Origin of the sequence: Pseudoalteromonas sp. B131b, assembly GCF_037162545.1 — a bacterium.
GTDB lineage: Bacteria > Pseudomonadota > Gammaproteobacteria > Enterobacterales > Alteromonadaceae > Pseudoalteromonas > Pseudoalteromonas fuliginea.
Genome location: NZ_JARLUZ010000001.1, coordinates 1045490 through 1071350 on the forward strand (window position 1 = coordinate 1045490; position 25861 = coordinate 1071350).

Annotated in this window: 22 protein-coding genes and 1 pseudogene; 8 read left to right on the plus strand and 15 right to left on the minus strand. The window is 38.4% G+C overall.

The window, feature by feature from the left end; genetic code table 11:
• Positions 1 to 46: 46 nt before the first annotated feature.
• Positions 47 to 844 (minus strand): YggN family protein, encoded by a 798-nt coding sequence (locus P4S65_RS04860; protein WP_337119681.1) that lies wholly within the window; start codon positions 842 to 844, stop codon positions 47 to 49.
• 387 nt (positions 845 to 1231) lie between these two features.
• On the opposite strand from P4S65_RS04860, the gene P4S65_RS04865 reads away from it, so the two are divergent.
• Positions 1232 to 1417, plus strand: coding sequence for a PA3496 family putative envelope integrity protein (locus tag P4S65_RS04865; RefSeq protein WP_007579801.1), 186 nt, complete (start codon positions 1232 to 1234; stop codon positions 1415 to 1417).
• A 118-nt stretch (positions 1418 to 1535) separates the two neighbouring features.
• Here P4S65_RS04865 and P4S65_RS04870 read toward each other — a convergent pair whose 3' ends face one another.
• The 3 genes from P4S65_RS04870 to P4S65_RS04880 form a co-directional block, all read right to left on the minus strand.
• On the minus strand, positions 1536 to 2033 hold the full coding sequence (locus P4S65_RS04870; protein WP_004335023.1) for a glutathione peroxidase: 498 nt from the start codon (positions 2031 to 2033) through the stop codon (positions 1536 to 1538).
• A gap of 73 nt (positions 2034 to 2106) precedes the next feature.
• On the minus strand, positions 2107 to 2406 hold the full coding sequence (locus P4S65_RS04875; protein ID WP_149613491.1) for an AzlD domain-containing protein: 300 nt from the start codon (positions 2404 to 2406) through the stop codon (positions 2107 to 2109).
• Positions 2403 to 3107 carry an AzlC family ABC transporter permease gene (locus tag P4S65_RS04880; RefSeq protein ID WP_337119682.1) on the minus strand — a complete coding sequence of 235 codons (705 nt, stop codon included), beginning with the start codon at positions 3105 to 3107 and terminating at the stop codon, positions 2403 to 2405. The genes P4S65_RS04875 and P4S65_RS04880 overlap by 4 nt, the downstream gene beginning before the upstream one ends.
• A gap of 107 nt (positions 3108 to 3214) precedes the next feature.
• On the opposite strand from P4S65_RS04880, the gene P4S65_RS04885 reads away from it, so the two are divergent.
• The 4 genes from P4S65_RS04885 to P4S65_RS04900 all read left to right on the plus strand — a co-directional run bounded on the left by P4S65_RS04885 (position 3215) and on the right by P4S65_RS04900 (position 7356).
• Entirely contained in the window at positions 3215 to 3871 is a 657-nt protein-coding gene (locus P4S65_RS04885; RefSeq protein WP_096792201.1) for a cytochrome b/b6 domain-containing protein, read from the plus strand.
• Between the two features lie 225 nt (positions 3872 to 4096).
• Complete coding sequence (locus tag P4S65_RS04890) at positions 4097 to 4666, plus strand: chitin-binding protein (RefSeq protein ID WP_096794054.1); 570 nt, start codon at positions 4097 to 4099, stop codon at positions 4664 to 4666.
• A gap of 144 nt (positions 4667 to 4810) precedes the next feature.
• Positions 4811 to 6886, plus strand: a complete 2076-nt coding sequence (locus tag P4S65_RS04895) for a S9 family peptidase (protein ID WP_337119683.1) — start codon at positions 4811 to 4813, stop codon at positions 6884 to 6886.
• A 314-nt stretch (positions 6887 to 7200) separates the two neighbouring features.
• Positions 7201 to 7356, plus strand: coding sequence for a hypothetical protein (locus tag P4S65_RS04900; protein WP_337119684.1), 156 nt, complete (start codon positions 7201 to 7203; stop codon positions 7354 to 7356).
• Between the two features lie 216 nt (positions 7357 to 7572).
• Here P4S65_RS04900 and P4S65_RS04905 read toward each other — a convergent pair whose 3' ends face one another.
• A complete protein-coding gene (locus tag P4S65_RS04905) occupies positions 7573 to 8046 on the minus strand; it encodes a Dps family protein (protein WP_337119685.1) in 474 nt (157 codons plus the stop codon).
• Between the two features lie 335 nt (positions 8047 to 8381).
• On the opposite strand from P4S65_RS04905, the gene P4S65_RS04910 reads away from it, so the two are divergent.
• The gene (locus tag P4S65_RS04910) at positions 8382 to 8591 is read left to right on the plus strand and encodes a hypothetical protein (protein WP_007579816.1); all 210 of its coding nucleotides are present in this window, start codon (positions 8382 to 8384) and stop codon (positions 8589 to 8591) included.
• Here P4S65_RS04910 and P4S65_RS04915 read toward each other — a convergent pair.
• Together P4S65_RS04915 and P4S65_RS04920 are read right to left on the minus strand one after the other, a co-directional pair.
• A complete protein-coding gene (locus P4S65_RS04915; RefSeq protein ID WP_033030961.1) occupies positions 8588 to 9193 on the minus strand; it encodes a PGAP1-like alpha/beta domain-containing protein in 606 nt (201 codons plus the stop codon). The genes P4S65_RS04910 and P4S65_RS04915 overlap by 4 nt on opposite strands.
• Before the next feature lie 22 nt (positions 9194 to 9215).
• Positions 9216 to 9752 (minus strand): YaeQ family protein, encoded by a 537-nt coding sequence (locus tag P4S65_RS04920; protein WP_096794055.1) that lies wholly within the window; start codon positions 9750 to 9752, stop codon positions 9216 to 9218.
• A gap of 91 nt (positions 9753 to 9843) precedes the next feature.
• Between P4S65_RS04920 and ylqF the strand changes: the two genes are divergently transcribed.
• Together ylqF and fusA are read left to right on the plus strand one after the other, a co-directional pair.
• Positions 9844 to 10788 carry a ribosome biogenesis GTPase YlqF gene (ylqF, locus tag P4S65_RS04925; RefSeq protein ID WP_337119686.1) on the plus strand — a complete coding sequence of 315 codons (945 nt, stop codon included), beginning with the start codon at positions 9844 to 9846 and terminating at the stop codon, positions 10786 to 10788.
• Positions 10789 to 11519: 731 nt separating this feature from the next.
• Positions 11520 to 13604, plus strand: a complete 2085-nt coding sequence (fusA, locus tag P4S65_RS04930; RefSeq protein ID WP_007378013.1) for an elongation factor G — start codon at positions 11520 to 11522, stop codon at positions 13602 to 13604.
• A gap of 622 nt (positions 13605 to 14226) precedes the next feature.
• Here the strand turns inward: fusA and mdoH are convergent.
• From mdoH to tatC, 8 genes and pseudogenes are all read right to left on the minus strand, one after another.
• Positions 14227 to 16187: pseudogene (mdoH, locus tag P4S65_RS04935) on the minus strand (glucans biosynthesis glucosyltransferase MdoH).
• Positions 16159 to 17778 (minus strand): glucan biosynthesis protein G, encoded by a 1620-nt coding sequence (locus P4S65_RS04940; RefSeq protein ID WP_337119687.1) that lies wholly within the window; start codon positions 17776 to 17778, stop codon positions 16159 to 16161. Before P4S65_RS04940 ends, mdoH begins: the two are co-directional and overlap by 29 nt.
• A 307-nt stretch (positions 17779 to 18085) precedes the next feature.
• Positions 18086 to 20809, minus strand: a complete 2724-nt coding sequence (locus tag P4S65_RS04945; RefSeq protein ID WP_096792208.1) for an ExeM/NucH family extracellular endonuclease — start codon at positions 20807 to 20809, stop codon at positions 18086 to 18088.
• A gap of 127 nt (positions 20810 to 20936) precedes the next feature.
• Positions 20937 to 21947, minus strand: a complete 1011-nt coding sequence (hemB, locus tag P4S65_RS04950; RefSeq protein WP_007378017.1) for a porphobilinogen synthase — start codon at positions 21945 to 21947, stop codon at positions 20937 to 20939.
• Between the two features lie 12 nt (positions 21948 to 21959).
• Positions 21960 to 23813 (minus strand): diguanylate cyclase, encoded by a 1854-nt coding sequence (locus P4S65_RS04955; protein ID WP_096792209.1) that lies wholly within the window; start codon positions 23811 to 23813, stop codon positions 21960 to 21962.
• On the minus strand, positions 23813 to 24598 hold the full coding sequence (locus tag P4S65_RS04960; protein WP_007378019.1) for a TatD family hydrolase: 786 nt from the start codon (positions 24596 to 24598) through the stop codon (positions 23813 to 23815). The genes P4S65_RS04955 and P4S65_RS04960 overlap by 1 nt, the downstream gene beginning before the upstream one ends.
• The gene (locus P4S65_RS04965) at positions 24598 to 25116 is read right to left on the minus strand and encodes a hypothetical protein (RefSeq protein WP_337119688.1); all 519 of its coding nucleotides are present in this window, start codon (positions 25114 to 25116) and stop codon (positions 24598 to 24600) included. Before P4S65_RS04965 ends, P4S65_RS04960 begins: the two co-directional genes overlap by 1 nt.
• 1 nt (position 25117) lies before the next feature.
• Positions 25118 to 25858 (minus strand): twin-arginine translocase subunit TatC, encoded by a 741-nt coding sequence (gene tatC / locus P4S65_RS04970; protein WP_007378021.1) that lies wholly within the window; start codon positions 25856 to 25858, stop codon positions 25118 to 25120.
• Between the last annotated feature and the right edge of the window lie 3 nt (positions 25859 to 25861).

Genomic DNA, 25861 nt, shown 5'->3' on the forward strand with positions numbered 1-25861 from the left:
GTAAACTTAAGTGCTGCCAAAGGGATGTTAAATAACGTTTGCTGTACTAATTTTGTTTAAAGCTAAATAACTGGTAACCTTCAAGCTCTGGCACTTGCATTACTAATTGCTCTTCTTGTTTTGCAATATCAGCAAAGTTTCCACATAAAGAGTTAGCACGTTCTTCTAGTGCGCTTGCATGTAGCTCTACTTTTTCTTCTATTTGTGCGCCCATATTTTCCATACGTTGTTCAAAGGCATCCATATCACCGCCTGAACCAAGTAACTCAGAACCTAAAGCAACTAAAATACTGCCCATTGATTGCATCACAGCTGATTCAACCGCTGTTTCTATCTGCTGCTCAAATTGTTGTTCAAAGTTTGAGCCAAATTGATTAAAACTTTGTTGGCCCATCACAAATGTACCTTGCTGGTAAAATGTGTTTTCTACTTCGATTTTAATGTCGTCCATAAGCTCTGACATATTATCAAGGCCGTCAATATTAAATGCATTGCCTACTTCTTCTAATGCTACTCCGGCAATTTTAACACCCTCAAGCGCTATATTAGCTACTTCAGGCAATTGAGTGCGTAAGCTATCAGAGTACCTGGTTAGCGCTTCGCGTTGTGAGTTATTAAGTGCTACAAATTCGCCATTTACGGTTAAGTCACCATGGGTATTAAATAGCATGGTTTTATTATTATTGGCAGTAAAAATTTCTAATTCGTTTGGTTTAATACGTACGTCGTTTTTAAATTCGACGTTACATTCATCGCTGCTAAATGAAATTGCAGAATCGTTATCGTTATGAGCCATAGCGGCTGGTGAACAAATTAATGCGCTAACTAATAGTAATTTTTTCATGTTTGTTCTCTACTTTTTGTTGATGACGATTAATTAATAACAAGTTTGATGCCAGTTTTATTTTTTAATATAAAACATATGCTTAACTGTTTTTGTTTGTTTTTTAGTAAATGAAATTAATTAATAAATAACTATTTTTTAGTCAAATTGGCTAACTAATAAAAATTAATAAATTTTATTTATCGATACGATAAAAAACTCTCACTTTCCTCAATTCAAATTTAGCGCTATTTATTCACATTACTGACATGAAGACTATTTACAGTAGTCACGTGGCTTTATTTTGATGCTAATTTGCAGCGCATTTTGGTGTTAAACATTTTTAATTTACCGGCTATTGCGATAATAAAATCCTTGGTTGGTCTCAAACACTTTATGGAGTGGGTTGTGGGTAAGACATTTAGTTACGATGCGCTAGATGACGATTTTGTTGAAGACGAGTACGAAATGCTCGGCCGTAATCAACACGATAAGAACAAGCAAAAGGTTAAAAAGAAGTTGGAAGACTACCTTGAGCAAAAACGCTTGCGTAAAAATCTAGGCGAAGACGATTTAAGCGATTACACCGATTAAATTTCACTAGTATAAATAAAATACCAATTAATATTGAGAGTTTAAATGTGCAGTTATGCGTATGTTTAAGTTTCAATAGTATTGGCAATAAAGAGGCCTAGCGCCTCTTTATTACTTTTTAAAGCGTGCTTTTAGCCTGTGCCAAAGCTTTTTGAATTGTAAGTTCTAGCTTTTCGGGTTTAGTAAAAGGTGCATAACGTTTAATTGGCGTGCCATCTGCGGCAATTAAAAATTTAGTAAAATTCCACTTTATTTTACGTGTTAAAAAACCAGGTAAAGCCGATTTTAAAAAACGAAAGACTGGGTGAGCATGCTTACCGTTTACATCTACTTTGGCCGCCATTAAAAAACTCACACCAAAGTTAATTAAACATCCTTGCTCTATTTGTGTAGCGTCGCCGGGTTCTTGCTGACCAAATTGATTACACGGAAACCCTAAAATAACTAAACCTTGGCTGGCATATTTATTATGCAAAGCTTGCAGCGACTCGTATTGGTAGGTAAATCCACATTTACTTGCGGTATTAACAATAAGCACAACCTTACCTTCAAAATCACTAAAGTTAATAGGTTGACCCTGCAAGCTTGTTGCGCTTAATTGATGGAATTTGTGCATATTGGCGTCTTTTTTATTATTGTTATCGGTATTTTAACCTGAGTACAGTATTTCATAAAGTATAAAGAGCGCTCTAATTTAAAATCAGAAATAGCCCCATACCGGCAAGCGTTGTGTAATAAATATTATGTGTTTTATAGGCAACAATAATGGCGACTATCGCTGCGCTTAAATAAGGGTTTTGCCAGTTTAAGTTAATGCCCTCTTCATTTAAAAATACGATAGGCACCCAAATTGCTGTAAGCACCGCAGGTGCGCTAAAGCTTAAAAATTGCTGCATTTTAGGACCTACTTTAAACGGTAAAGCGCGGTGTAAAAATAAATAACGCGTAAAAAATGTAATGCACGCCATGAGTAAAATAGTTGTCATCATAGCGTTGCTTCCTTTTTAGCGGTTAGTCTTGCTGTAGCGTAACCTGCGCTCATTGCCAGCAGCGCTGAGCAAACAAGCCATAACTCAAATCCGGTACTTTTTAAAAGCGTTGCGCTAACGCCTGCTACAATTACCGTAACAAGTGAGGCCAAATTTTTGATTCCCGGAATAACCAACGCGATAAACGTGGCAGCAATCGCAAAGTCGAGCCCTAAATTAGTTAAGTCGGGCAGCATTGTGCCCGCTACAATGCCAATTAATGTCCAAATATTCCATGCAATATAAAAGCTAAAACCAGCACTCAATGCGTATATTAAGCGTGTTTTTGTTCTATATGCTTTTCGATGATGAGAAAACGCAAACAGCTCGTCGGTTAAAACAAAGCTCACCGGTAAGCGCCAACGCACAGGTTGATCAATGACCTTATGACGCACTGCTAAACCGTATAAAAAGTGCCGAGAGCTAATAATAAATGTTGTGAATAAAATTGTGAGCAATGGTGTGTTGCCCGCCATAAGTTCAATCGCAACAAGCTGTGCAGAGCCTGCAAATACTAATAACGACATTGCTTGGGTTTCAAAGGCGCTAAAACCATTTTGAATCGCTAAAGAGCCGCATAAAATACCCCAAGGAACAACGGCTAAACACAGTGGTAGCATATCTAAAAAGCCTTTTAAAATAGCTTTTTTAACTGGTTGCATGATATTTACTCTCACGGCTTGTAGAATGGCTCATAAGGATACCTTAATATTATGATGTTAAAGTAGTTAACAAATTAAATAATACTGTTTTTTTAAGGATAGGCACAATGACGACGTTAAAAGTGTGGGATGGGTTTATTAGATGCTTTCATTGGTTTTTGGTTGTAAGTATTGCAGTACTTTATTTTAGTATTGAAGAGGGCATGATTGAGCTTCACTTTGTTGCAGGTTTTTTTACTTTAGCACTTATAGTAACACGTTTAATATGGGGTGTTATTGGTAGTAAAACCGCGAGATTAAGTGGGTTACTGCACTCTCCTAGTGCTATTTTAAAGGCACTCAAAACACCAAGCGAATCGTTAGGCCATTCAGCACCCGGTAGCTGTATGGTGATAGTGTTTTTTATATTAATCATAACGCAACTTGTAAGTGGCTTAATGAGCAGTGATGGTATTTTAACTGACGGGCCGCTTGCTCAATATGTGTCTAGCGATACGATTGATTTTGCCAATTGGCTACATGAGCTGAATTTTGACATTTTACTTTATGCTATTGGCTTGCATGTATTAGCTATTATTGTTTATAGAATAAAAGGAAAACCGCTAGTTAAGGCGATGATCACAGGCTCAAAAGAGTTAAAAGCGGATGACTCTGAGGCTAAAGTAACAAAAGCGTCTTGGCCTGCGTGGTTAATATTTATATCTTTATTGGTGTTGCTGATATTTACGTGGGCGAAAGAGCCTTTAACTTATTTATTTAGTTAAAAACACATTAAACCAGCCTTAAAGGGTTGGTTTTTTATTTTGGTTACATTCTTTTTTTGATTGTTGTGTGGTTGCAAATTATAATCATCAAGTTGTTAGCTTATTAAGGTGAGGATAAATTTTTTGCACGATTTATTAGTGCGTATAACTTGCCCTAGATGTATTTTTTGTGTATCCATATAGGTATGGGTAATAGTTTGTGACTCTTAAGGTGTTGCTGTGTTTATGCATACGTCGTTGGCCTGTGGAAAGTGGTCAACTATAGGTTGTTTAAATCATCATACCCAATTATTTATTGGTGATGTGGTGAGTGTAACCTTTTATGACTTGCAAGGAGAGCTAGTCAGTTTATCGTTTGATTATAAAATCACCTCGTTAGAGCAAGGTGAATCCCATGCATGGCCGCGTTTAGTTGCCGAGCACATTAATGTGCATATACCATTAATAAGCGCAGGGCGAATGACTGAACAAGGGCTCGTTGTTGCTTATCGACAAAACGAAATTTTTGCATTGCAAAGTAGTGGTATTTGTAAAGCCCAAGTTGATTTTCATTGCATCGCGAAATGTGATGATTATGTAGTTAAAGAATATGACGCATATGAATTTATTTATCCACAAAGTAGCGATTCTTACAATGCAGGTACAAAAGTACTACAACCTAAAACGGGAAAAATTTATCAATGTAGGCCTTGGCCATTCAATGAATTTTGCCGTGTTAATGATGAGAATAAAGTTATGTTTGAACCCGGCATTGGACAAAGCTGGGCTATGGCATGGATACAAGTATCAGATTAATAAATATAAATAACCTTCTTCCCATAGGTAGAACGATTTTAGTAATGAAACGTATTAGCTTCTAAGCCCTCTCAACTATTGAGTGGGCTTTTTTATTTTTATGGTAAACTGCAATTATTGTTATTTTTCAAATTGGTCTTTTCTGTGCCTCATCCTGATCACTCTCTAAATTTATTGTCTAACGTCCCTATCGCTAAAAAGCAAGCTCATATACTCAATGCGCATAATAAAACACGTGTCGATAACTATTATTGGATGCGTGATGATGAACGTCAAAATGAACACGTACTAGCGCATTTGCATGCTGAGAATACCTATTGTGATAAACAGTTAGCACCTATAAAGCCATTACAAAATACACTATTTGAAGAGCTTAAAGCGCGTATTGTAAAAGACGATAACTCGATACCCGTTAAAGACGGAAAGTATTGGTATCACTCAGAAGTGCGTGGCGATGATGAATATTCACGCCATTACCGCAGTACCAGCATAGAGGCTGATAATAAAGAGCTTTTACTCGATATAAATGCGCTAGCGGCAGGGTTCGAATTTTTTGAATTAGGTGAAGTCGCTCTTAGCCCGTGTGAACAACTTATGGCTTATTCTGAAGATACTGAAGGCCGACGTATATATTTAGTGCGTTTTAAAAACCTTGAAACAGGTGAGATGCTACCTGATGTACTTGAAAACACAGAAGGGCAAGTTGTTTGGGCTAATGACAATAAAACCGTTTTTTATGTTAAAAAAGATTTAAAAACATTATTAGGCTATCAAGTGTTTCGGCATGAGCTTGGTAGCGAGCAAAGCCAAGACGTAATGGTTTACGAAGAGCAAGATAGTAGCTTTTTTATGGGGCTTGGTAAAAGCCGCGACGAAAGCTTAATTATTATTGATTTAGCATCGACAGAGACCAACGATACATGGGTGCTTGATGCTAATAAGCCCACTGGCGAATTTAAAGCATTAATGCCGCGTGAAGATGGCCACGAGTTTGACGTAGATAAGCTAGGTAACACATTTTATATTGTGACTAACTGGCAGGCTAAAAACTTTAGATTAATGACGGCAACAAACGAAACGATTGCTGATAAAACACAATGGTTTGAGCATACAGCTCACAGAGAAAATGTCCTGCTTGAAGGTGTTGAGTTATTTAATGACTTTTTAGTATTAAGTGAACGCGAGCAAGGGCAAGCTAGATTTGTAGTTGTTAATAGGCAAGGAAATTGTATGGCACTTGAGTTTGCCGATCCTTGTTACTATGCCGCTATAGCAATGAACCCAGAGCCAGACACACGTACTGCGCGTATTTATTACTCCAGCTTAACAACACCGGGTTCTTTATATGATGTTGATTTAGCAACAGGCGAAAAAACACTACTTAAACAACAAAAAGTACTGGGTAGTTTTAATACCGATGACTATCAGTCAGAGCGATTAATGGTAACTGCTCGCGACGGCATCAAAGTCCCTGTATCTGTTGTTTATCGAAAAGACAGCTTTAAAAAGGATGGCACAAATCCGTTATTTCAATACGGCTATGGTGCGTATGGTTATACGATTGATCCAAGTTTTTCTAGTTCGTCACTGAGCTTGCTCGATCGTGGCTTTGTTTATGTTATTGCGCATGTTCGAGGCTCTGAAATGCTAGGCCGCGAATGGTATGAGCAAGGTAAAAAAGAGCATAAACAAAATAGCTTTAGTGACTTTATTGATGTGACAAAAACGCTTGTTGCGCAAGGCTATTGTGATAGCAGCAAGGTGTTTGCCTCAGGCGGCAGTGCAGGTGGTTTATTAATGGGGGCGGTTGTAAACCAAGCACCAGAGTTATATTGTGGTGTTGGCTGTCATGTACCATTTTTAGACGTATTAACCACGATGCTTGATGAGAGTATTCCGCTCACAACAAATGAATACGATGAATGGGGTAATCCAAACGATCAACAGTTTTATGATGTGATCGAAGCTTACTCACCTTATGACAATATTAGTGCGCAAAACTATCCGAACATACTTGTTACTACGGGTCTTCATGATTCACAAGTGCAATATTGGGAACCTATGAAATGGGTTGCAAAAATGCGTGAGCTCAAAACGGATAGTAATATTTTAGTCTTTAAAACAGATATGGATGCAGGGCACGGTGGTGCATCAGGTCGTTTTAAAAGCTTAGAAGAAAAAGCCCTCGAAATGGCCTTTTTTATTGCTCTGTTAAATTAACTGCAAAATCGGAAAATTGTATTATTCTATATAAGTTGATATCTGTAAGGCAATTTATGTTGGGAGCACATGGTGAATTCCAGATTTTCTCGCAGCCCCTCATATGTATTAGAATTGAAAGGGAGCTTTAACAATGAAGGTATTACTCGGTTAACTAATGGCGTTATTCAGGAGTTGAGCAATCACCCTAAAAATACGATTAAGTTTGTGGTCGTCAATTTAAATATGGCTTTGATAATATCCCAGCAGGCTCAGTTGGTGTTGACTCTGTAACATACCATGATATACAAGCAAGCTATCATATTAGTGATTCAATGGAGTTATATGTCGGGGCTAATAACTTATTTGATAAAGAGCCACCGAGAATAATATCAGGAGTGAGTGGTTCTGATACGGGTACTGAAACTGAAGCTGGTACGTATGATCCAATCGGTCAAACTATATACATTGGTTTTAGAAGTAAGTTTTAATCAATAATAGCAGTATTAGCTTCTAGTATTGTTATTCACAATAAAAAGCCTCGGTTGTTACTGAGGCCTTTTATTGTCCATTTAAACCAAAAACAACGCCACTGATCACTGGGGTATTGTTTAGTATTACGAGATGACTAATATAGTCGACGAATCGTTTACGATTTATCCCTAATTAAGCCCTCTATGAGGGCTTTTATCTTTTTTAGATTAAAATTAATCTAAGTAAGCTTTTAACATCCAAACGAGTTTTTCTTGCTCTGAGATATAATCGCTCATTAACGAAGCAGTCCCTTCGTCTTCAGCGTCACTTGCTTGGTTCAATATTTCGCGCTGCATTTTAATTAGCGTGCTGTAACCGGCTAGTAAATTTTCTACAGCAGTAACTCCATCGCTAATACCTTTTGCTTCTTGAATTTTGCTTACTTCTAAGTAATCAGAAAATGCATGAAGAGGCTCGCCATCTAGCGTTAATATGCGTTCAGCCACTTCGTCTACTTTTAAAAGTAATAGGTTATAAATTTCTTCAAACTTAATGTGCAGTTCAAAAAAGTTACGGCCTTTAATATTCCAATGAAAACCGCGCGCATTCATGTACTGAATTTGGTAGCTGCTTAATAGCGTATTGAGTGATTTTACGATGTCATCACTTTTTGCACTGTTTAGACCTATTGCGTTTACCTGTGACATAACTTGCTCCTTGAATAACCGTTGATTTGTGAACTTGTGATAAGTATTACTAATTTCGATAAATTAGTAAAATCGTTTAAATTTATCTGGTTAATCGCTTTAACCTATCAACTGTTCTTGGTATCTGTATTCACTTTAGACTATTAATAGAAGTGGGACTGATTAATAAAAATACTACCCCTCAAAAATAAATAAAACTTAAAAGTATATAAATCATGATCTGAAACAAACTTTATTCAAGGTAATAACTTAGCTATTTTTTTATTGATGTAGGTCAAAAATCATCCATCCTAACGGCGCATAATAATGTTGTCGAAATAATTAGGAGAGATAACATGCATGCAAAAACAGCGAAACAAAATAAAGCAGAGTTAATCGTGGTAGGAATTGCAGTCATCGCATTTGTGCTTGGGCTAGTAGCGCACTTAGCAGGTGCAAGCTTTGCTAATTCAGACTTTTTTGGTTACATAGCAGCGCCCATTCCGCTGATACTGGCAGTGGTATTTTTAATTAGTTATAAAATAGCAGCCAATGCTGAGGATTAATCTTTCTCGCTTAAGCATTTTAAAATGTAGTCGACCACTTCGCGTGAGTAAATCATACTGGTATGGCTTAAATGGAACACTTTATGTTCAGCCATACCTTTGAGCTTAGTTTCATCAAGTAATACAGTGCCATCTGATTTACTGCCTTTAACTATAAGGGGCATTAAACCAATGGGTAAGTCACCTGCAATACTAAAAAGCTTCGCTTTAAACGGCCAGTTACCATTTTGTGTAAGCAAAAATTCAACGCTATTTTTTAAAAAAGACTCAAACCCTTTTTGCTTCATTTTTTGTGCAATATGGCTACCTTGATGAGGCGTGCCTAAAGTAACTACTTTTGTAATGTGTTGGCTTGCAACTGAATTAGCTTCTAGGTATGCGCGAGCGACTAATCCGCCCATTGAGTGACATACGAGTGCAGAAGGTTCACCTGCAATAAATTCATCAATTTGAGCAAAAATAGCATCGCGGTTTGGATCAAGCGTATTATAAGTAAGGTTTAATACCTTAACACCAGATTCTTCCAAGCGAGAGCACAGTGGGCGCATAACAAAGCCAGACATATACAAGCCATGTAAAACAATAACGTGTTTAACTTTCATACGCCCTCAAAAAAGTGATTAGTTACATTAACTGCTGTGGTTTTATTTCAATATTAGTTGTATCGGTATTTACCCATGCTTCACCATCTTGAATGGTAATGGCGAGCTTAATGCCACGATCAACCAAAGCAGCAAGTGCTTGTGTGGCTGCGTAATCAAGGCTAAAAATACTCAGGTTTTTAAATTCATACAATTTAGGTTGATGTTTTTGCCACCAAATTGCTTGATTGTTTTCGCCATAAGTATATAGCACCACTTTTTTAGATTTATTACAGGCTTTTTTAAGGCGTTTTTCATCTGGTAAGCCAAGCTCAACCCACAGCTCTATCTCTTCACTATAGCTTACATGCCAAAGTTCAGGCTCATCATCAGCACTTAATCCTTTAGTAAATTCTAAACCATCACAGCTATTGAGTGCAAAAGCGAGTAAGCGAATCATTAACCGTTGGTCGGTTTCTGACGGATGTTGTGCCAAGGTTAAACTAAAATCTTGGTAAACGTGGCGGTCCATATCGCTAAGCGATAATTGCACCTTCATAATGGTGGATTTAAGAGCCATAACAACTAATCTAAAAAAATTTGCGCCAGTATAGCGCAATTAAATGAATTGCCAGTTAAAATAACGGTTAATTATACGTTAGGAGTTAAAAATGGCTATCCAGTGGTTCCCTGGGCATATGAATAAAGCCCGCAATGAAATTAAAGAAATAATGCCGCAAATGGATGTGATCATTGAAGTGCTTGATGCGCGCATTCCTTATAGTAGCGAAAACCCGATGGTGGCAACCTTGCGTGAAGGTAAGCCGGTCATCAAAATTTTGAACAAAGCTGATTTAGCTGATCCTAAAATGACGCAAATTTGGAAGGATTATTTTGAACAAGAAAATGGCGTTAAAGCGATTTCTTTTGGTCACGATAAAGCAGCTGAAGTACATCGTATCAATGAGCTGTGTAAAAAGTTAGTGCCGCATAAATTAGGCGCCGATAAGCAAATAAAAGCCATGATAATGGGTATTCCTAACGTGGGTAAATCTACGTTGATCAATGTATTGGCTGGACGTATAGTTGCAAAAACAGGTAATGAACCTGCTGTAACGAAAGCACAACAACGCATTAAGCTTGAAGACGGTATTATGCTTTACGATACGCCAGGTATGCTTTGGCCAAAAGTAGAAAACGAAAACTCAGGTTATCGCTTAGGCGCTACAGGTGCCATTCGTGATACCGCACTTGAGTATGAAGAAGTAGCAAGTTATACCGCTGAATATTTATTACGTGCTTATCCTGAGCTTTTAAAAGCGCGCTATAAAATCGCTGAACTTCCTGAGAGTGATTGGGAGTTTGTTGAAATGGCAGGCAAAAAGCGTGGTTGTATTCGTGGTGGTAACCAAATAGACACGTATAAAATGTCTGAAATACTAATCAACGAATTGCGCGATGGTATTATTGGCCGTATTACGATGGAAACTCCGCAAATGCGTGAGGAAGAAGAAGTAATGGTTGCTGGTTTACGCGCAGCTGCAGAAGCTAAAAAACAAGCTAAAGAAGAAGAAAAGCTTCAGCGTCGAGCGCGAGCACGTAAAAACCGTCGTTAATTGATTTAGTTTAATTTAACCAACTAAATTACAGACATAAAAAAAGCCCGTAAGGGCTTTTTTAGTTTCATATCTACCGTCACCGATATGAGCAATGTAGCAAGTAAAATAGTAGGGCGGTTACTCGTCATAAACATCAAGGGGCGTTGCGGCTCATAACAAGTAACCATAGCTGTTAACGTGCGCCACACGTTGTTTCAGGGTCGAGAAACAAATCAATTCATTCCGTTACAAGTCAGTATATTTCCCGCCTTGTTGATATTGATTATCAGTTAGATTCAAGTGTCTGTCAACACCCAAATGCAAATAATTCTTATTATCTTATTGTGCAACTTGTAAGCTGATGTAAAGCATGAAAAAATTGCGACTATTTAATTTTTCTTCATCTTGGGTGATATATGCGGTGATTAAATCGCTCTTAGTTTAAACAAGTATTAGTTTTTAAAGATTAGTAATTTCTGAGTATATATTAAAGTTTTAGCTGTTTAAGCTATGGTAGTGTGTTGTTCCAAAATAACGAAATAACTTTATGTACCTAAAGTTAGGGCGAGAAAAAAATAGTGTTTTCATTATGTTACATGCGATTCTCAACTTGAAATACAAAATAGACCTTGCGCATAAAAAAATATATTGAATTGATTGCATTTTAAGCGGCTTGCATGGTGATGTTCGCTTTAAGTGATGTTATACTCCTGCCGAATAATTTATCGACTTTATTAAGAGTAAAATTAATGGCAGATTTATCGAAGTACAGAAACATTGGTATTTTCGCGCACGTTGATGCGGGTAAAACCACGACTACTGAGCGTATCCTAAAGCTTACTGGTCAAATCCATAAAACAGGTGAGGTTCATGATGGTGAATCTACTACTGACTTCATGGAACAAGAAGCTGAGCGCGGTATTACTATTCAGTCTGCGGCTGTAAGCTGTTTCTGGAAAGATCACCGTTTTAACGTTATCGATACTCCTGGGCACGTTGACTTCACAGTAGAAGTTTACCGTTCACTTAAAGTATTAGATGGCGGTGTTGGTGTGTTCTGTGGTTCTGGTGGTGTTGAACCACAATCAGAAACTAACTGGCGTTATGCTAATGATTCAGAAGTTGCACGTATTATCTTCGTAAATAAATTAGACCGTATGGGTGCTGATTTTTACCGTGTAACTGAGCAAGTACGTAAAGTACTTGGTGCTGTACCACTAATCATGACTTTACCAATTGGTATTGAAGATGAATTTGTTGGTGTTGTAGATGTTTTAACTAAAAAAGCATACGTTTGGGATGACACTGGTCTTCCTGAAAACTACGAAATTACAGACGTTCCTGCAGACATGGTAGAAAAAACTGACGAGTATTATGAAATGCTTGTTGAAACTGCCCTTGAGCAAGACGATGAACTACTTGAAGCTTACATGGAAGGTGAAGCACCTTCTGTAGAAGACATCAAGCGTTGTATCCGTAAAGGTACTCGTGAGCTTGCTTTCTTCCCTACATACTGTGGTTCTGCGTTTAAGAACAAAGGTATGCAGCTTATTCTTGATGCTGTTGTTGATTACCTACCATCTCCTACAGAAGTTGATCCTCAACCTCTTATGGATGAAGAAGGTAACGAAAATGGCGAATTTGCAATCGTTTCTGCAGATGAACCTTTCAAAGCGTTAGCATTCAAAATAATGGATGACCGTTTTGGTGCATTAACATTCGTACGTATTTACTCAGGTAAACTAAATAAGGGTGACACTATCCTTAACTCGTTTACTGGTAAAACTGAGCGTGTTGGCCGTATGGTTGAGATGCAAGCCGATGACCGTAACGAATTAACTAGCGCACAAGCTGGTGACATCATTGCTATCGTAGGCATGAAAAACGTGCAAACTGGTCACACTCTATGTGATCCTAAGCACCCAGTAACACTTGAGCCAATGGTATTCCCAACTCCAGTAATTTCGATTGCTGTACAGCCTAAAGATAAAGGCGGTAATGAGAAGATGGGTGTTGCTATCGGTAAAATGGTTGCAGAAGATCCATCTTTCCAAGTTGAGACTGATGAAGATTCAGGCGAGACTATTCTTAAAGGCATGGGTGAGCTTCACTTAGATATCAAAGTAGATATCCTTAAGCGTACTTACGGCGTAGACCTTATTGTTGGTCAACCACAAGTTGCTTACCGTGAAACTATCACTCGTGAAATCGAAGATAGCTACACGCATAAGAAACAATCTGGTGGTTCTGGTCAGTTTGGTAAAATCGACTACCGTATCAAGCCAGGCGAAGTTGCTTCAGGCTTCACGTTTAAATCATCAGTTGTTGGTGGTAACGTACCTAAAGAATTCTGGCCTGCAGTTGAGAAAGGCTTTAAGTCAATGATGGGCGAAGGTGTTCTAGCTGGCTTCCCAGTACTTGACGTTGAAGTTGAACTTTTCGACGGTGGCTTCCATGCCGTGGATTCATCTGCAATCGCGTTCGAAATCGCTGCTAAAGGCGCTTTCCGTCAATCGATCCCTAAAGCGGGCGCACAACTTCTTGAGCCAATCATGAAAGTTGACGTGTTCACTCCAGAAGATCACGTTGGTGATGTTATCGGTGACCTTAACCGTCGTCGTGGCATGATGAAAGACCAAGAAGCTGGTTTAACAGGCATCCGTATTAAGGCAGATGTACCGTTATCAGAAATGTTCGGTTACATCGGTACACTACGTACAATGACATCGGGTCGTGGTCAGTTCTCTATGGAGTTCTCACACTACGCTGCATGTCCAGCTAACGTAGCTGAAACTGTAATCGCTGCAGAAAAAGAGAAAAAAGCAGCTAAGTAATTAGCTCTTTAACTCTTTAAAAAAACCCGCACATGTTGCGGGTTTTTTATTGCCTATAATTTTTGGATAAGAATATGCCAAGGAGGAGTAGCTCTATATTTTTAATAAAAGCATGTTCATTTATGTGGTCTGCTATTTTTTATTAGGTTAATTTTTGATGGGAGATCTTAACTAATACCAACCTGCATAAATCTTTGATCAATTTAACGAATTAAATTGCACTATAACGTCGTTAAAAATTTTCTATTTAGAACAACTAGATACAAAAATTTTGCCTAGTTCTAGCGTAATTTTCTTAACGTCAAATAGGCCCCATATATAAGCAGATTGGTATAATCTGAACTCTGGATAATAAATCTATCTCAAGCAGCTATTTTCAGCGCTCACTGCGTTGAATTTACTTGTAATAGGCCAGCGATTGACGCGTAAATTCGCCTTGTTTTCACTGAAAATCTCTGGCTAGAGAAAATAAATTTAAATATCACTATAATTCAAGACGTTGGTAAATCTCTTAACCAGAGCTCAGGTTAACTATTTTAATGCGGAAAAATATTTATTAGACAATAAAAAAGGAGCAACTTATTGCTCCTTTTTTGGTTTTTAACGGCTCTTTTATTTAGCGCTAATTAAACTTTTTTATCGCTTTAGCTTTTAGCGCTTTCATCTTTAGCTTGTGTGGCTTATTAAAGCTTTGAATGGGCATTGTAACCACATGCTCTTTTGGCAGTGTTGGAATAGTTGTTGGATATTGACCTTCTTGAGGTACAGAAATCTTTTTGAGATGAACCTTAAGCGCTTCTAAAGTAGCATCGTTATCTACTTCACTAGGGCAAATAAATATACCTAGATCTCTAAGGAACACGCCTAGCTTAATGCTACTTGAGTAACGGACTATAGGTGCTGCGAGTATTAAGCCTAATAGTATTGGCGACAACCACCAAAAAATACAGGGGTAAAGTAATACGCTGTGCTGCCCCATGCAATAGCGACGATAGTTGAAAATAGCGTATAACCAAACGCTTCCCTCCAAGGAACCATTCGACCTTCACGAGGCTGTGCATCCCACTTTACTTTTTTACCTAAAAATACGCATATAACAAAGTAAGCATGAAATACCATCATTAATGGTGCAACAATAATAGCAAATACGGTTTCAATGATTGAGCCTAGTATCAGCTTAATTGAACCACCAAAGCGTTTGTTTCTGTGCACTAATGTAACAATAACACCCATTAATTTAGGTAGTAGTAAAATTATGATTGTTAAGTAAAGTAGTGAATCAATCAGTTCGGTTTTGGCAATTTGCCACGTCGGAAATAATTGGTAAGCGCGATTAAAGTAAACATCGCTATTAAGCGCACGTGTTACGGCATCAATCGTACTTAGTGCGAGCATTGATAGCCAAATTAGCGATGAAATATAGGCCGTTGCTCCCAATAAAAAATGAAATTTACTCATTAACTTTAATTTTGATGAGGACAGTAAACCAAGGTGTTGGATATTCCCTTGTACCCAACGTCTGTCGCGTACAGCATAATCTAAAATGTTACTTGGAACTTCTTCATAACTCCCTTCAATGTCTGATAGTAGCAATACGTCCCAATTAGCACTGTGTAACAAAGAGGCTTCTACAAAGTCATGACTTAGTATTTCACCACCAAATGGGGCATTACCTTTAAGCGTTGGTAAGCCACAACAGGTAATAAACGCCTCAACTCTAATGATTGCGTTGTGGCCCCAATAGTTTGCTTTATCGGTTTGCCAAAAAGCAGAACCAGTCGCTAGCATTGGGCTGTAAAGTACGGATGCAAACTGTAAAAAGCGGCCAAAAAAAGTATCTTGACGAACGGGGATAGGAATTGTTTGAATAAGGCCTGCTTGCGGGTTGTTTAGCATGCTTGTAGTAAGCTCTAGCATGCACTTTCCGGTCATTACGCTATCAGCATCAAGTACAATCATATGGTCGTACTGGCTGCCCCAACGTTCACAAAAATCAGTTAGGTTGCCTACTTTGCGGTGTTTATTATCTTCGCGACGACGGTAAAAAACGTGTTTAGCTGTACTGCCTAATCGCTCACACAATGCATGCCATGCACTTAACTCGTTTTTGGCTATTTGTGGGTCTTGGGTATCGCTAAGTAAATAAAAGTCAAAATGATCTAGTTGCCCTGTTTCTTTTAGTGATTCTAGGCTTACTTCAAAGCCTGCGATAACACGATGAGTATCTTCGTTATAGATTGGCATAACAACCGCTGTTCTTTGCTTAGCAAGTGCTTGGCTGTCGAAAGAGATTGGCTTAATACGCTTTAAAGTTAGTGGATCGATGCGCAGTAGTTGCAGTAAGAAACCAATTGTACCGTTACAAAATGCAGTAACAATCCACGCAAACGTAATTGAAAATAGGGCGAGTAATGCATATTCAAGTAAGGTCATACCGTTTGAATTTAAAATTTCAAACATAATAGATATGCCGTAACCTGATATGCCAAGAGCTGCAATAGCAAACAGCCATACACGAACTGTTTTGAAAGGCATTGACGTTCCCTTGTTTTGCTTACTTGATGTCATTTGGATACCAAACATAGCTCCATACCTCACTAATTTCTTTTTCACGTAGTTTTAGCGATAAACGCATATCTACTGGTTTTCCGTCTTGTGGGGCGATTTTAAAGGCCACACGCCATCCATATGTATCAGGTAGCTTTTGTATTGTTACATCACTCGCTTCCCCTGTTGTTAGCTGTATATCAGCCTTTAAATCTAGCTTTTTAGAGAGCTGGTTAAGCTCTGGGCCTGAAAAGTCAACAGTAAATTGACGGTGACTTTTTGGTGGAGGATTGTCTTCACCTGGTAGTGCTGCACTGCCAATTCTAGTACGCACCACGCGTGCTTTTTCATGTTGGTTTAAATGGGCATTAAAAGTCGTCATTTTATAGCTTAGTTTTAATGAATCTCCCGCTTTGAAGGGTTTTTCAGGTACCCAATAACTTACTATGTTGTCATTCGTTTCTGTGTCAGTTGGTATCTCTACTAGCTCAACTCGACCATTACCCCATTCACCTTCTGGTTCAATCCAAAGGCTAGGGCGGTCGTGGTAATGAGCTTCTGTATCAAAGTAGTTATTAAAATCACGATCGCGTTGCGCTAAACCAAAACCTTTTGGGTTCTCGTATGTAAAAGAAGTGACGCTTAGTTGCGCGGGATTGTTAAGTGGGCGCCACACCCATTTATTATCTTGCGATTGTGTTAATAAACCGTCTGAATCGTGTACTTCAGGGCGGTAGTCATCAAAAAATTTAGTACTGTTTTCACCGTGATAAAACATACTCGTTAAGGGGGCAATACCTAGTTTTTTAACGTCTTTACGTGCAAATATTTGCATATTTACTTTTACAGCCGTATTTGTGGTTGGGTCTACATCGAACCTATATGCCCCCGACACTGATGGGCTATCAAGTAGTGCAAACATAACAATATTAGTTTGATCTAGTTTTGGCTTAACTAACCAAAACTCTTTAAACATTGGGAATTCTTCGCCTGAAGCTTCTGCAGTATCAATCGCTAAACCGCGAGCAGACAATCCGTAAACTTGTTTTGGGCCAACAACACGAAAATAAGATGCACCTTGAAATACCATTACTTCATCTTTGTACTCATTGGTATTTAGTGGGTAATGTAATCGAAAGCCAGCGTGACCAAGCTGAGTATTGGCAATGCTTTTAGTAATTTCTTCTTTTAGAGGAGCAGCAGTGCCATCGTACTGATAAAAGTCAGTACTAAATGGGAGGCGGGTGCGTTTTGAGTCACTATTAACAGTATTAATTGTAACGGGTGTTTTATATAAAAAACCGGGGTGGAATAGCTGTAGCTCGTAAAGACCTTCGTCTTTCCACACTGACTTGTCTTGTTTGAAGCGGATAGAGCGATAATCTTGATAATCAATATTATTGAGAGCATCAAGTTCAATGTTTTTTGGAGCTATATATTCTTCACTTGCTAGTTTTTTAGCACGCGCGCTTATAACGTCAAATAAACTACTTTGTGGAATGGCTGCTTCTGTTGTAGCTGCAAATGCTTGATTGCTGTTACCCCAAGCCGAAAATATAATAAGTAGACCCAAGAGTGGCTTTGAGCTCTTTTGCCATGTTGATAATCGATGGGTAAATTGTTTCATTTTCATTCCTTTATAAAAACACGACTTATTTTTAGGGTTGAGACTAAGTTATTTACTTAAGCAATTTTTAAACCTAAATAAATACATTAAAAATCAAAAAGCTAAGTAAGAGGCATAAAAGATCTCGACCACTCTTCGTGTAAAAAACACCCACGGCTATGTAGTTGCTTCTTACTTGGTTAGTTAGTTGACGATGATTTATATAATAAGGCGATATTACGAGGTGTTTACTGAAGCTTGTCTGAATTACATTTGTATAAAAATAAAAAAAGCCGCGATTGCGGCTTTTTAAGGGTATCTAAATTAGTTATTTCTTTTTAAATCTACGCACGATTGATAGCGGTGCTAAAAGAAGTGTTAACCAAAATAATGAACCTGCATCGTTATCGTCATCTGAACGTAGGTTATTAACTTTAATAGCTACATTTTCAGCTTTAGATACGTTACCTGCACTATCTTGTGCTTGAACAGATAAGGTAATGCGGTTTTCAAACTCGTAATCTAACTCACCGGCTACAATGAGTTGTCCCTGGTTGTTAATAGAAACACTGCTGTTTCCTGATACAATAAATTTAACAACTGGTGACTCATCTGCATTAGGGTCACTAAAATCAAGCGTACCAATTACTGTCCCAATCGCGCTATTTTCATCAATAGCAAACGTTTGATTCGCTGTAATAACGGGTGTTTGCTCTTCTGGTGTTAGCGTAATTTCAGATTTTATATCAACAATTACAGGATCATGATCTGAGGCGCGGTATGCGCTTTGAGAATATAAACTTGATTGTTGAGCATCACTTTTAAATTCAACATTGTAATCAAGCGAAATTGGTTCATCAGCATTAATATGCCAATCTTTAGCTGATACTACCTTGCTAAGTAATGATGCACTAGCTACTGCATGGTCAAGGCTACCAGCACGGCCAGAGAAGCTATAAGAGTAAGCAAGAGTATTGCCATCAAGCTCTGCGACTACATTTTTATATCCTTTATCAGCAAACGCACGTATTGGATCTTCCATTGCGTAAGCATTCATGTCGCCAACTAGAATAGTATCTTCGTCGTCAACACCCGTTGGTTTGCTATCAAGCCAATCTGCGAATGCATTCGCACCTTGTGTACGTATTTCATTCCAACAAGCTTGGCCATCATTTTGATCTTCGTTCGCACCGCTTGCACTACCACAACCACCTTTAGACTTTAAGTGCGCTACGGCTACAGTAAATACTTCATCAGTTGCTAAAGATTTAAAGCTTTGTGCGATAGGAGTACGATTACTAAAATCAAATGGTGCATCAGTAGTAATAGCGGCAGTACCGACTTCTTCTACCTTATTAGCACGATAAATCAACGCAGTCGTGATTGCATCTGTACCGATTTGATCAAGACCAAAGTCAACAAATGCATACTGGTTAGCTGCATCAGCTTCGTTTAATGCATTAACTAAGCTAGCAATAGCGCTAAATTCACCAAAACCATCATTTTCGATTTCCATCAAACCAACAACATCAGCTTGCATTGCGCTAATGGCACTTACAATTTTGGCTTCTTGACGAATAAATTCAGCTTCAGAATCTGCACCGCGACTCGTAGGGAACCCTTCACCTTGGCCATCACCATTAAAGTAATTAAGTACGTTAAAGCTTGCTACACGTAAATCTGCCTCAGCATTAAGTTCAGGTGCGTCTTTACGTGCATTTGTTGCAATAAATTGAGGTGCTACAGTTGGGTGAATTCGGTAAAGGCTAAAGCTATAAGCAAGTGCACCAGTCACTGTATTTACTGTATCACCAGTACGTAATGTATTTTCTGCTGATAAACCAGGAGTTGGATAGGCTGTAGGATCTAGATTTTGAACAGTTGAGCCATCATCGATTAATATTTTCTTAGTTAAGTTTTCGGCTTCAACTGCGTTAGCAGTATCACCAGGTAACGCAACTTGCGTACCTTGATACAAGCGCTCAGTCGCGACTTCAACTTCACCATATCGACCAAGGCCAAAGTTATTGGTAACAACTAATGGCTGTTCTAGCGTTACTAGCATACCTTCAAACGATTCTAAATAAGTTGCATCAGCTAAAGGCAAAGTTATTTTTGTAGCGGTTGAAGCTAAGCCAGTATCACAAACAGCTACTTGGCTTACGCTGCCGATTTGTGTTGCATCAAAATATTCTTCAACAGTACCTTGCACACGTACATGGTCGCCTACACTTACGTCAGTATCTGCAAAGTAAACAAACAGGCCTTCAGAAGTCAGTGGGTTAGCGTCTATATCTGCAGCAAGTGAGCTTATAAAAAAGCCTTTTAACTCATCGTCGCCTTGGAAGTCTGCTGTTACAACGCCTTCAAGTTCAACAACACTACCCACAAGAGGGCTTGCTGCACCATCGCCTTGAATAGCGCTAATCAATGTTTTATCTGCACCACATACTAATGGATCTAGTGGCTCAGGTTCTGGTACTGGAGCTGAGTCACTACCAAATACGCCTAAACCAGAAAAATCATCTTGGTCAAATTGCACCCATTCTTCGCTTGGGTCAAAAGGAGCGCTTGGCGAGGTACGGCCAACGAGGACGCTATCGTTGCGACGAAGTGTTTTATTTTGTGTTTGTACGCCACCTTCAGACCAATAAGAGCCCGGATCCGTACCAAATTGACCAAAACTATCAATGACAGTGTCGCCTTGAATTAGAACTAATGCATCATCACCGTTAAAGCTTGTAACACTATGCTCTAAATCAGCTTTACCTTTTAGCTCATCATTTGAACTTGGGTTTACGATTACATAGGTTCCGTTGGCAGGTAAAGTAGCTGATAAGTCGAGCGTAGATTGTATCGTTGTTTTACCGTTCACATATAAATTTAATTTATAGCCAGCAAGTGATAACGAATCAGTCGAGTTATTATAAAGCTCAATTGCTTTATTGTTGCTACTTCCTTCTACATATTCCGAAATGATAAGATTAGCGGAGGCTGGTGCACTAAGGCTTGCTATAACAAGCGCTAGTGGCGTTATTTTTGTTTTAAACATTATTATTTTTTCCCGTGTATTGTGTCCCAAATGGGACACTTAGTTTAAGGAAAATTTATTACAAATAAAATACAATAAGTAAATAAAATGAAAGCAAAAATAGCGAAATTGTGACTATTGTATTACATTATTTACTTTTTAAGTATTGTGCAGCTTGTTTAGCGAAATAAGTCAGAATACCATCAGCACCAGCTCGCTTAAATGCCAAGAGAGATTCCATTATTGTTGCTTCCTCGTTCAGCCAGCCATTATCGATTGCGGCTTTGTGCATAGCGTATTCGCCGCTAACTTGATAGGCGAAAGTTGGCACGCCAAATTCATCTTTTACGCGACGTACAATATCTAAATAAGGCATGCCAGGTTTAACCATAACCATATCAGCGCCTTCTTGTAAGTCTAATGCAACTTCACGTATTGCTTCGTCAGAGTTTGCAGGATCCATCTGGTAGGTCTTTTTGTCAGCACCTTTTAAGTTCCCTGCAGAACCTATTGCATCTCTGAAAGGACCATAATAGCTAGAGGCATACTTAGCTGAATAAGCCATAATGCGAGTATGGATAAAGCCATCCGCTTCAAGTGCTTCACGAATTGCGCCAATACGGCCATCCATCATATCTGAAGGAGCGATAACATCGGCTCCAGCTTGTGCATGAGAAAGTGCTTGTTTAACCAATATTTCAGTTGTTACATCATTGATGACGTAACCTGAGTCATCAATGATGCCGTCTTGCCCATGTGTAGTGAATGGGTCAAGTGCACCATCAGTAATTACACCGAGTTCAGGGTAAGCTTCTTTTAAAGCGCGAACAGTTCGCTGCACTAAACCATCTTCATTGTAAGCTTCTTCGGCGAATAATGACTTTTTATCTGTAGGCGTTACCGGAAAGATTGCAATGGCTGGCACGCCGAGCTCAACGAGCTCTTTTGCCTCAATAAGCAATAAATCTATTGATAAACGTTCAATGCCGGGCATTGATTCAATCGCTTCACGACGATTTTTACCTTCAAGTACGAAAACGGGGTAGATTAAATCGTTTACGCTAAGTTGGTTTTCAGCCATTAGACGACGAGAAAAATCGCTTCTACGCATTCTGCGCATACGAGTATACGGAAAAAGGTCTAGTCCTGATTGGGCCATATTAGAATACTCCTACTGTGGAATTGGAAAATTAATTACTTGATTACGACCGTGCTGTTTAGCGTAATAGAGGGCTTTATCAGCGTGCTCGGTAAATATTTCGGGGGTGTTAAGATCATCTGCGACGCTAGTGTAAACACCAGCACTAATTGTAAATTTAATGTCAGTGCCAGCAACAATTACAGTACTTTGCGCAATTGTTTCGCGTATTTGTTCTGCAATATCTAACGCGCCTTCATTTGGTGTATTTGGAAGCAGCACTACAAATTCTTCGCCACCGTAGCGTGCAACTTCATCAAGTGGACGCTTTAGATTATTTTTTATAATATCTGACACCGCTCTAATAACCTGATCGCCAGTTAAATGACCATACGTATCATTAATTGTTTTGAAGCGGTCTATATCAAGCATAATAATACTTAATGGCGTTTGCTCTCGGCGAGAACGGCGAAGCTCCATTATTAATTTCTTATCAAAAAAGCGACGGTTTTTTATACCGGTTAAAGCATCTTCAGTATTAAGTTGCTCAAGCTCTCTATTTTTCTCTTCAAGCTCTCTTAAGGTTACTTGTAGTTCAAAGGTTCGTTCGTCGACAAGCGCTTCTAACTCTCGGCGAGCTTTTTCTTGTAACGCTAGACGTTCGTTTAAGAGTGTATCTTGCGCCGTATTTTTAGCAATCAAGGTTTGCTGCGTAACTATTTGTTGGTCGCGTTGCAAAATAAACTTTTCCATTACGGTATAGCACAAACAAAAAATACAGCTAAAAAAGCAAATAAAGACAATAACTAAACTATTCTGACCAAGTGAATACCAGCCCATTGCTGTAGCAATAAAGTAGGCCATAACTATAAGGAAGAAGATTAAAGTCAGTAAAAGGCCTTTATTTTGTTTGGATGGGTCACTACGAGTACATATAAGTGTAGTGATAATATAAAAGCACAAAATAATAGGAATAGTTACAAGGCTAAATAAAGTAACGATTAAGTTAGGTAGCAGCCAAACACATAGTAATGAAATGGCAAATAGGCTGGTTATTATCGTTTGTACCTTTAACAGCGTAGAGCGTTTAGGTTGGCAAATGAGTTGCTGTAAAGGTAAAAACAACAAGGTAATAAGCATCAGTAACATAGAGCTCATTAGTTGCTGTATACCCGTTAGGTTTGGATGAAAAAAACGCAAGCCAAATCCACACAAATAGGAGAGTAATAAACCTAACGTCAACGTTATCATACCAGCACAAGCAAAATAGAGCTTGCGTGAGAACCCATATAAAACAAGACAGCTAAAGGCTAACGAAAATACAAAACCAATGAGCAAACCATATATTAAATTTAGTTTACCTTTGTAAGCTAAATAACTATCTTGCTGCCACAAAGTTAAAGGTACTCGTAACCCCGCACTATCCGTAACTTTGAGGATCACAGTTGTTGTTGTGTTTGCAGGCAATGTTAATTTAACTAATAAAGATTCGCTTTTTATTAGGCGCTGAGAAAGCACAAAGGCGTCGCCTATTTGTGTTTGTGAAAGCAGCTCAGAATTGTGTAAATGAAAAACCTGAACTTTATTTAAGAGAGGATTATCTATTGAAAGTAGTGGCTCAACTTCACTGTTGAGTGTGTTTTTTATTGTAAATGTAAGCCATACTGGTCGTTGTTCTAACCCTAAGTTTAATGAGCTATTTTTAAGTGAATGCCAATTTTTCAAATTACTATTTCGAGCTTCTAAAAGCGAAGTTGGTTCAAAAGAATAGTTTAAATTTATGATATTTTGGGATTTAAAATTTTGGCTTATTACAATGGGATTTGCAGAAGCGTTAAATACACATACTAGGGTAAGTAGGCTAAATAAAACTTTTGCAACTATCATTAACGTGTCTCTAGAGCAAAAATGTGATTAAAGTTTTTTGTAGTTTGAGTTGCTACAGTTTCAGCTTCAATTTTATACAGTTGAGCGACAGTTTGGCAAATATGTGGAAGTAATGCGGGTTCATTTTTACGTGATTTGGGTTTAGGCTTAATCGAGCGCGGAATTAAAAAAGGTGAATCAGTTTCGAGTAGCAAGCGTTCTAAAGGAATGTGAGGGACTAATTGTTGTAACTCTTTCCCACGTCTTTCATCGCATACCCAGCCAGTAATACCAATGTAAAGCCCCAAATCTAGATAACTTTTTAACGAGCTAGCATTACCGGTAAAGCAGTGAAGTATACCGCGTACTTTGAATTCATTAAGTATTTTAAGCATATCTTCATTGGCATCACGTTCGTGTAGGTAAACAGGTAAATTTAAATCTTCGGCTACAGCAAGCTGGCGCCTGAAGACGCTGCGCTGAATATCTCGAGGTGAAAAATCGCGATTATAGTCAAGCCCACATTCGCCAATAGCAACCACCTCATCGTGCTTTGCAAGGTGTTTTAATTGAGTCTCTAATTCGCTGGTGGCTGATTTTGCATCATGGGGGTGTATGCCGGCTGTAGAGTATTGCTGATACTTTATAGCCAGCTCAAGAGATTGTTCACTCCCTGCTATGTCACAGCCAATAATAAGCATGTTGTTAACGCCTGCACTATTGGCGCGGTTAATAATCTCTTGATGCTGTTCATCAAACTGATGGTTAGTTAAATTAACACCAGCATCAATTAAGGTATACGACATTACTTAGTGCGCTTAACGCGAATAGAGCGATTTTGATTCGCTTTTTTTAATAAAAATGAGTTAAAAACACCACGAGTTATAACAACCGTATCACTTTCTTTTAAGCGCATACTATCAGAGCCAATTTGACGCCATTGTTGATCATTATCTAAATTAATAATGAGCTCACCATAAGCTGCTTTCTCTATTGAAGTAATTGTAGCTTTAATTTCAGTATCTTTTTCTTTGTATATCTCTTTATGCTCTAAACCAAAATCATCGGCATTTGCAACTGATGACGCTTTCTGTGTTGGAGCAGGTATTGGCACGTTAGTATTTGTTGTTGGTGGTGCTAAAACTTTTGAAACTGATGGCTTGGTTAGCGATTTACCCGCAATAGTATTGTCGTAACATAGCAAACGGTTAAAGTCGTTTTCAATAAAGCTACATGCTTGTAATGCTTGAGTGTTAATTTCTGTTTGCGCAGAAAATGTGGGTGCGCTTAATAAAACCAATAGTGAGAGTAGTTGTTTTTTCATTTTATTCCTCAGATTCTTGTTGTGGTTTAGCGGTATAAAATTTCGCTAAAATTAAGCCTAGTTCAAACAAAAGCAGCATCGGAAACGCTAGTAATGTTTGTGATAATACGTCGGGCGGTGTTAAAAACATCGCGACTACAAAAACACCTACCACGATATAAGGGCGTTTTTCTTTTAAGCTTGTTGTCGTTGTTGCGCCACTCCAGCATAGCAGCATAATGGCAACTGGAATTTCAAACGCGACACCAAAAGCAAAAAATAATTTTAATACAAATCCTAAATAACTACTTATGTCGGGCGCAAGAGTCATCATCTCAGGACCTGCGCTTGTAAAAAAGCCTAAAATAATTGGCAGTACTACAAAGTAACAAAAGGCTATACCACCATAAAACAGTATTATGCTAGAGGCGAGAATAGGCATGAGCATTTTCTTTTCGTGCTGATATAACCCTGGTGCGATAAACCCCCAAATTTGATGTAATATCCATGGAATAGATGCAAATAAAGCGACAAATAAAGTCAGTTTAAAAGGGGCGAAAAAAGGTGCTGTCACATCAGTTGCAATCATAGTTGCAGTGCTTGGCAAATGTGAGACTAGCGGCTGTGCAACAAAAGCGTAAATGTCATTTGCAAAATACACTATGGCAATAAAAATAACGAAAATGCTCAATAGTGCTTTTATAAGTCGATCTCGTAACTCAATTAAGTGAGCCACAAACCCCGATTTTACTTGCTCAACCATTAT

What these genes read in the sequence shown, in the direction of transcription:
- P4S65_RS04860 (WP_337119681.1), bottom strand. Translation starts at nt 844, where the DNA reads ATGAAAAAATTACTATTAGTTAGCGCATTAATTTGTTCACCAGCCGCT.
- P4S65_RS04870 (WP_004335023.1), bottom strand. Translation starts at nt 2,033, where the DNA reads ATGCACAAATTCCATCAATTAAGCGCAACAAGCTTGCAGGGTCAACCT.
- P4S65_RS04875 (WP_149613491.1), bottom strand. Translation starts at nt 2,406, where the DNA reads ATGATGACAACTATTTTACTCATGGCGTGCATTACATTTTTTACGCGT.
- P4S65_RS04880 (WP_337119682.1), bottom strand. Translation starts at nt 3,107, where the DNA reads ATGCAACCAGTTAAAAAAGCTATTTTAAAAGGCTTTTTAGATATGCTA.
- P4S65_RS04885 (WP_096792201.1), top strand. Translation starts at nt 3,215, where the DNA reads ATGACGACGTTAAAAGTGTGGGATGGGTTTATTAGATGCTTTCATTGG.
- P4S65_RS04890 (WP_096794054.1), top strand. Translation starts at nt 4,097, where the DNA reads ATGCATACGTCGTTGGCCTGTGGAAAGTGGTCAACTATAGGTTGTTTA.
- P4S65_RS04900 (WP_337119684.1), top strand. Translation starts at nt 7,201, where the DNA reads ATGGAGTTATATGTCGGGGCTAATAACTTATTTGATAAAGAGCCACCG.
- P4S65_RS04905 (WP_337119685.1), bottom strand. Translation starts at nt 8,046, where the DNA reads ATGTCACAGGTAAACGCAATAGGTCTAAACAGTGCAAAAAGTGATGAC.
- P4S65_RS04910 (WP_007579816.1), top strand. Translation starts at nt 8,382, where the DNA reads ATGCATGCAAAAACAGCGAAACAAAATAAAGCAGAGTTAATCGTGGTA.
- P4S65_RS04915 (WP_033030961.1), bottom strand. Translation starts at nt 9,193, where the DNA reads ATGAAAGTTAAACACGTTATTGTTTTACATGGCTTGTATATGTCTGGC.
- P4S65_RS04920 (WP_096794055.1), bottom strand. Translation starts at nt 9,752, where the DNA reads ATGGCTCTTAAATCCACCATTATGAAGGTGCAATTATCGCTTAGCGAT.
- ylqF (WP_337119686.1), top strand. Translation starts at nt 9,844, where the DNA reads ATGGCTATCCAGTGGTTCCCTGGGCATATGAATAAAGCCCGCAATGAA.
- fusA (WP_007378013.1), top strand. Translation starts at nt 11,520, where the DNA reads ATGGCAGATTTATCGAAGTACAGAAACATTGGTATTTTCGCGCACGTT.
- P4S65_RS04940 (WP_337119687.1), bottom strand. Translation starts at nt 17,778, where the DNA reads ATGAAACAATTTACCCATCGATTATCAACATGGCAAAAGAGCTCAAAG.
- P4S65_RS04945 (WP_096792208.1), bottom strand. Translation starts at nt 20,809, where the DNA reads ATGTTTAAAACAAAAATAACGCCACTAGCGCTTGTTATAGCAAGCCTT.
- hemB (WP_007378017.1), bottom strand. Translation starts at nt 21,947, where the DNA reads ATGGCCCAATCAGGACTAGACCTTTTTCCGTATACTCGTATGCGCAGA.
- P4S65_RS04955 (WP_096792209.1), bottom strand. Translation starts at nt 23,813, where the DNA reads ATGATAGTTGCAAAAGTTTTATTTAGCCTACTTACCCTAGTATGTGTA.
- P4S65_RS04960 (WP_007378019.1), bottom strand. Translation starts at nt 24,598, where the DNA reads ATGTCGTATACCTTAATTGATGCTGGTGTTAATTTAACTAACCATCAG.
- P4S65_RS04965 (WP_337119688.1), bottom strand. Translation starts at nt 25,116, where the DNA reads ATGAAAAAACAACTACTCTCACTATTGGTTTTATTAAGCGCACCCACA.
- tatC (WP_007378021.1), bottom strand. Translation starts at nt 25,858, where the DNA reads ATGGTTGAGCAAGTAAAATCGGGGTTTGTGGCTCACTTAATTGAGTTA.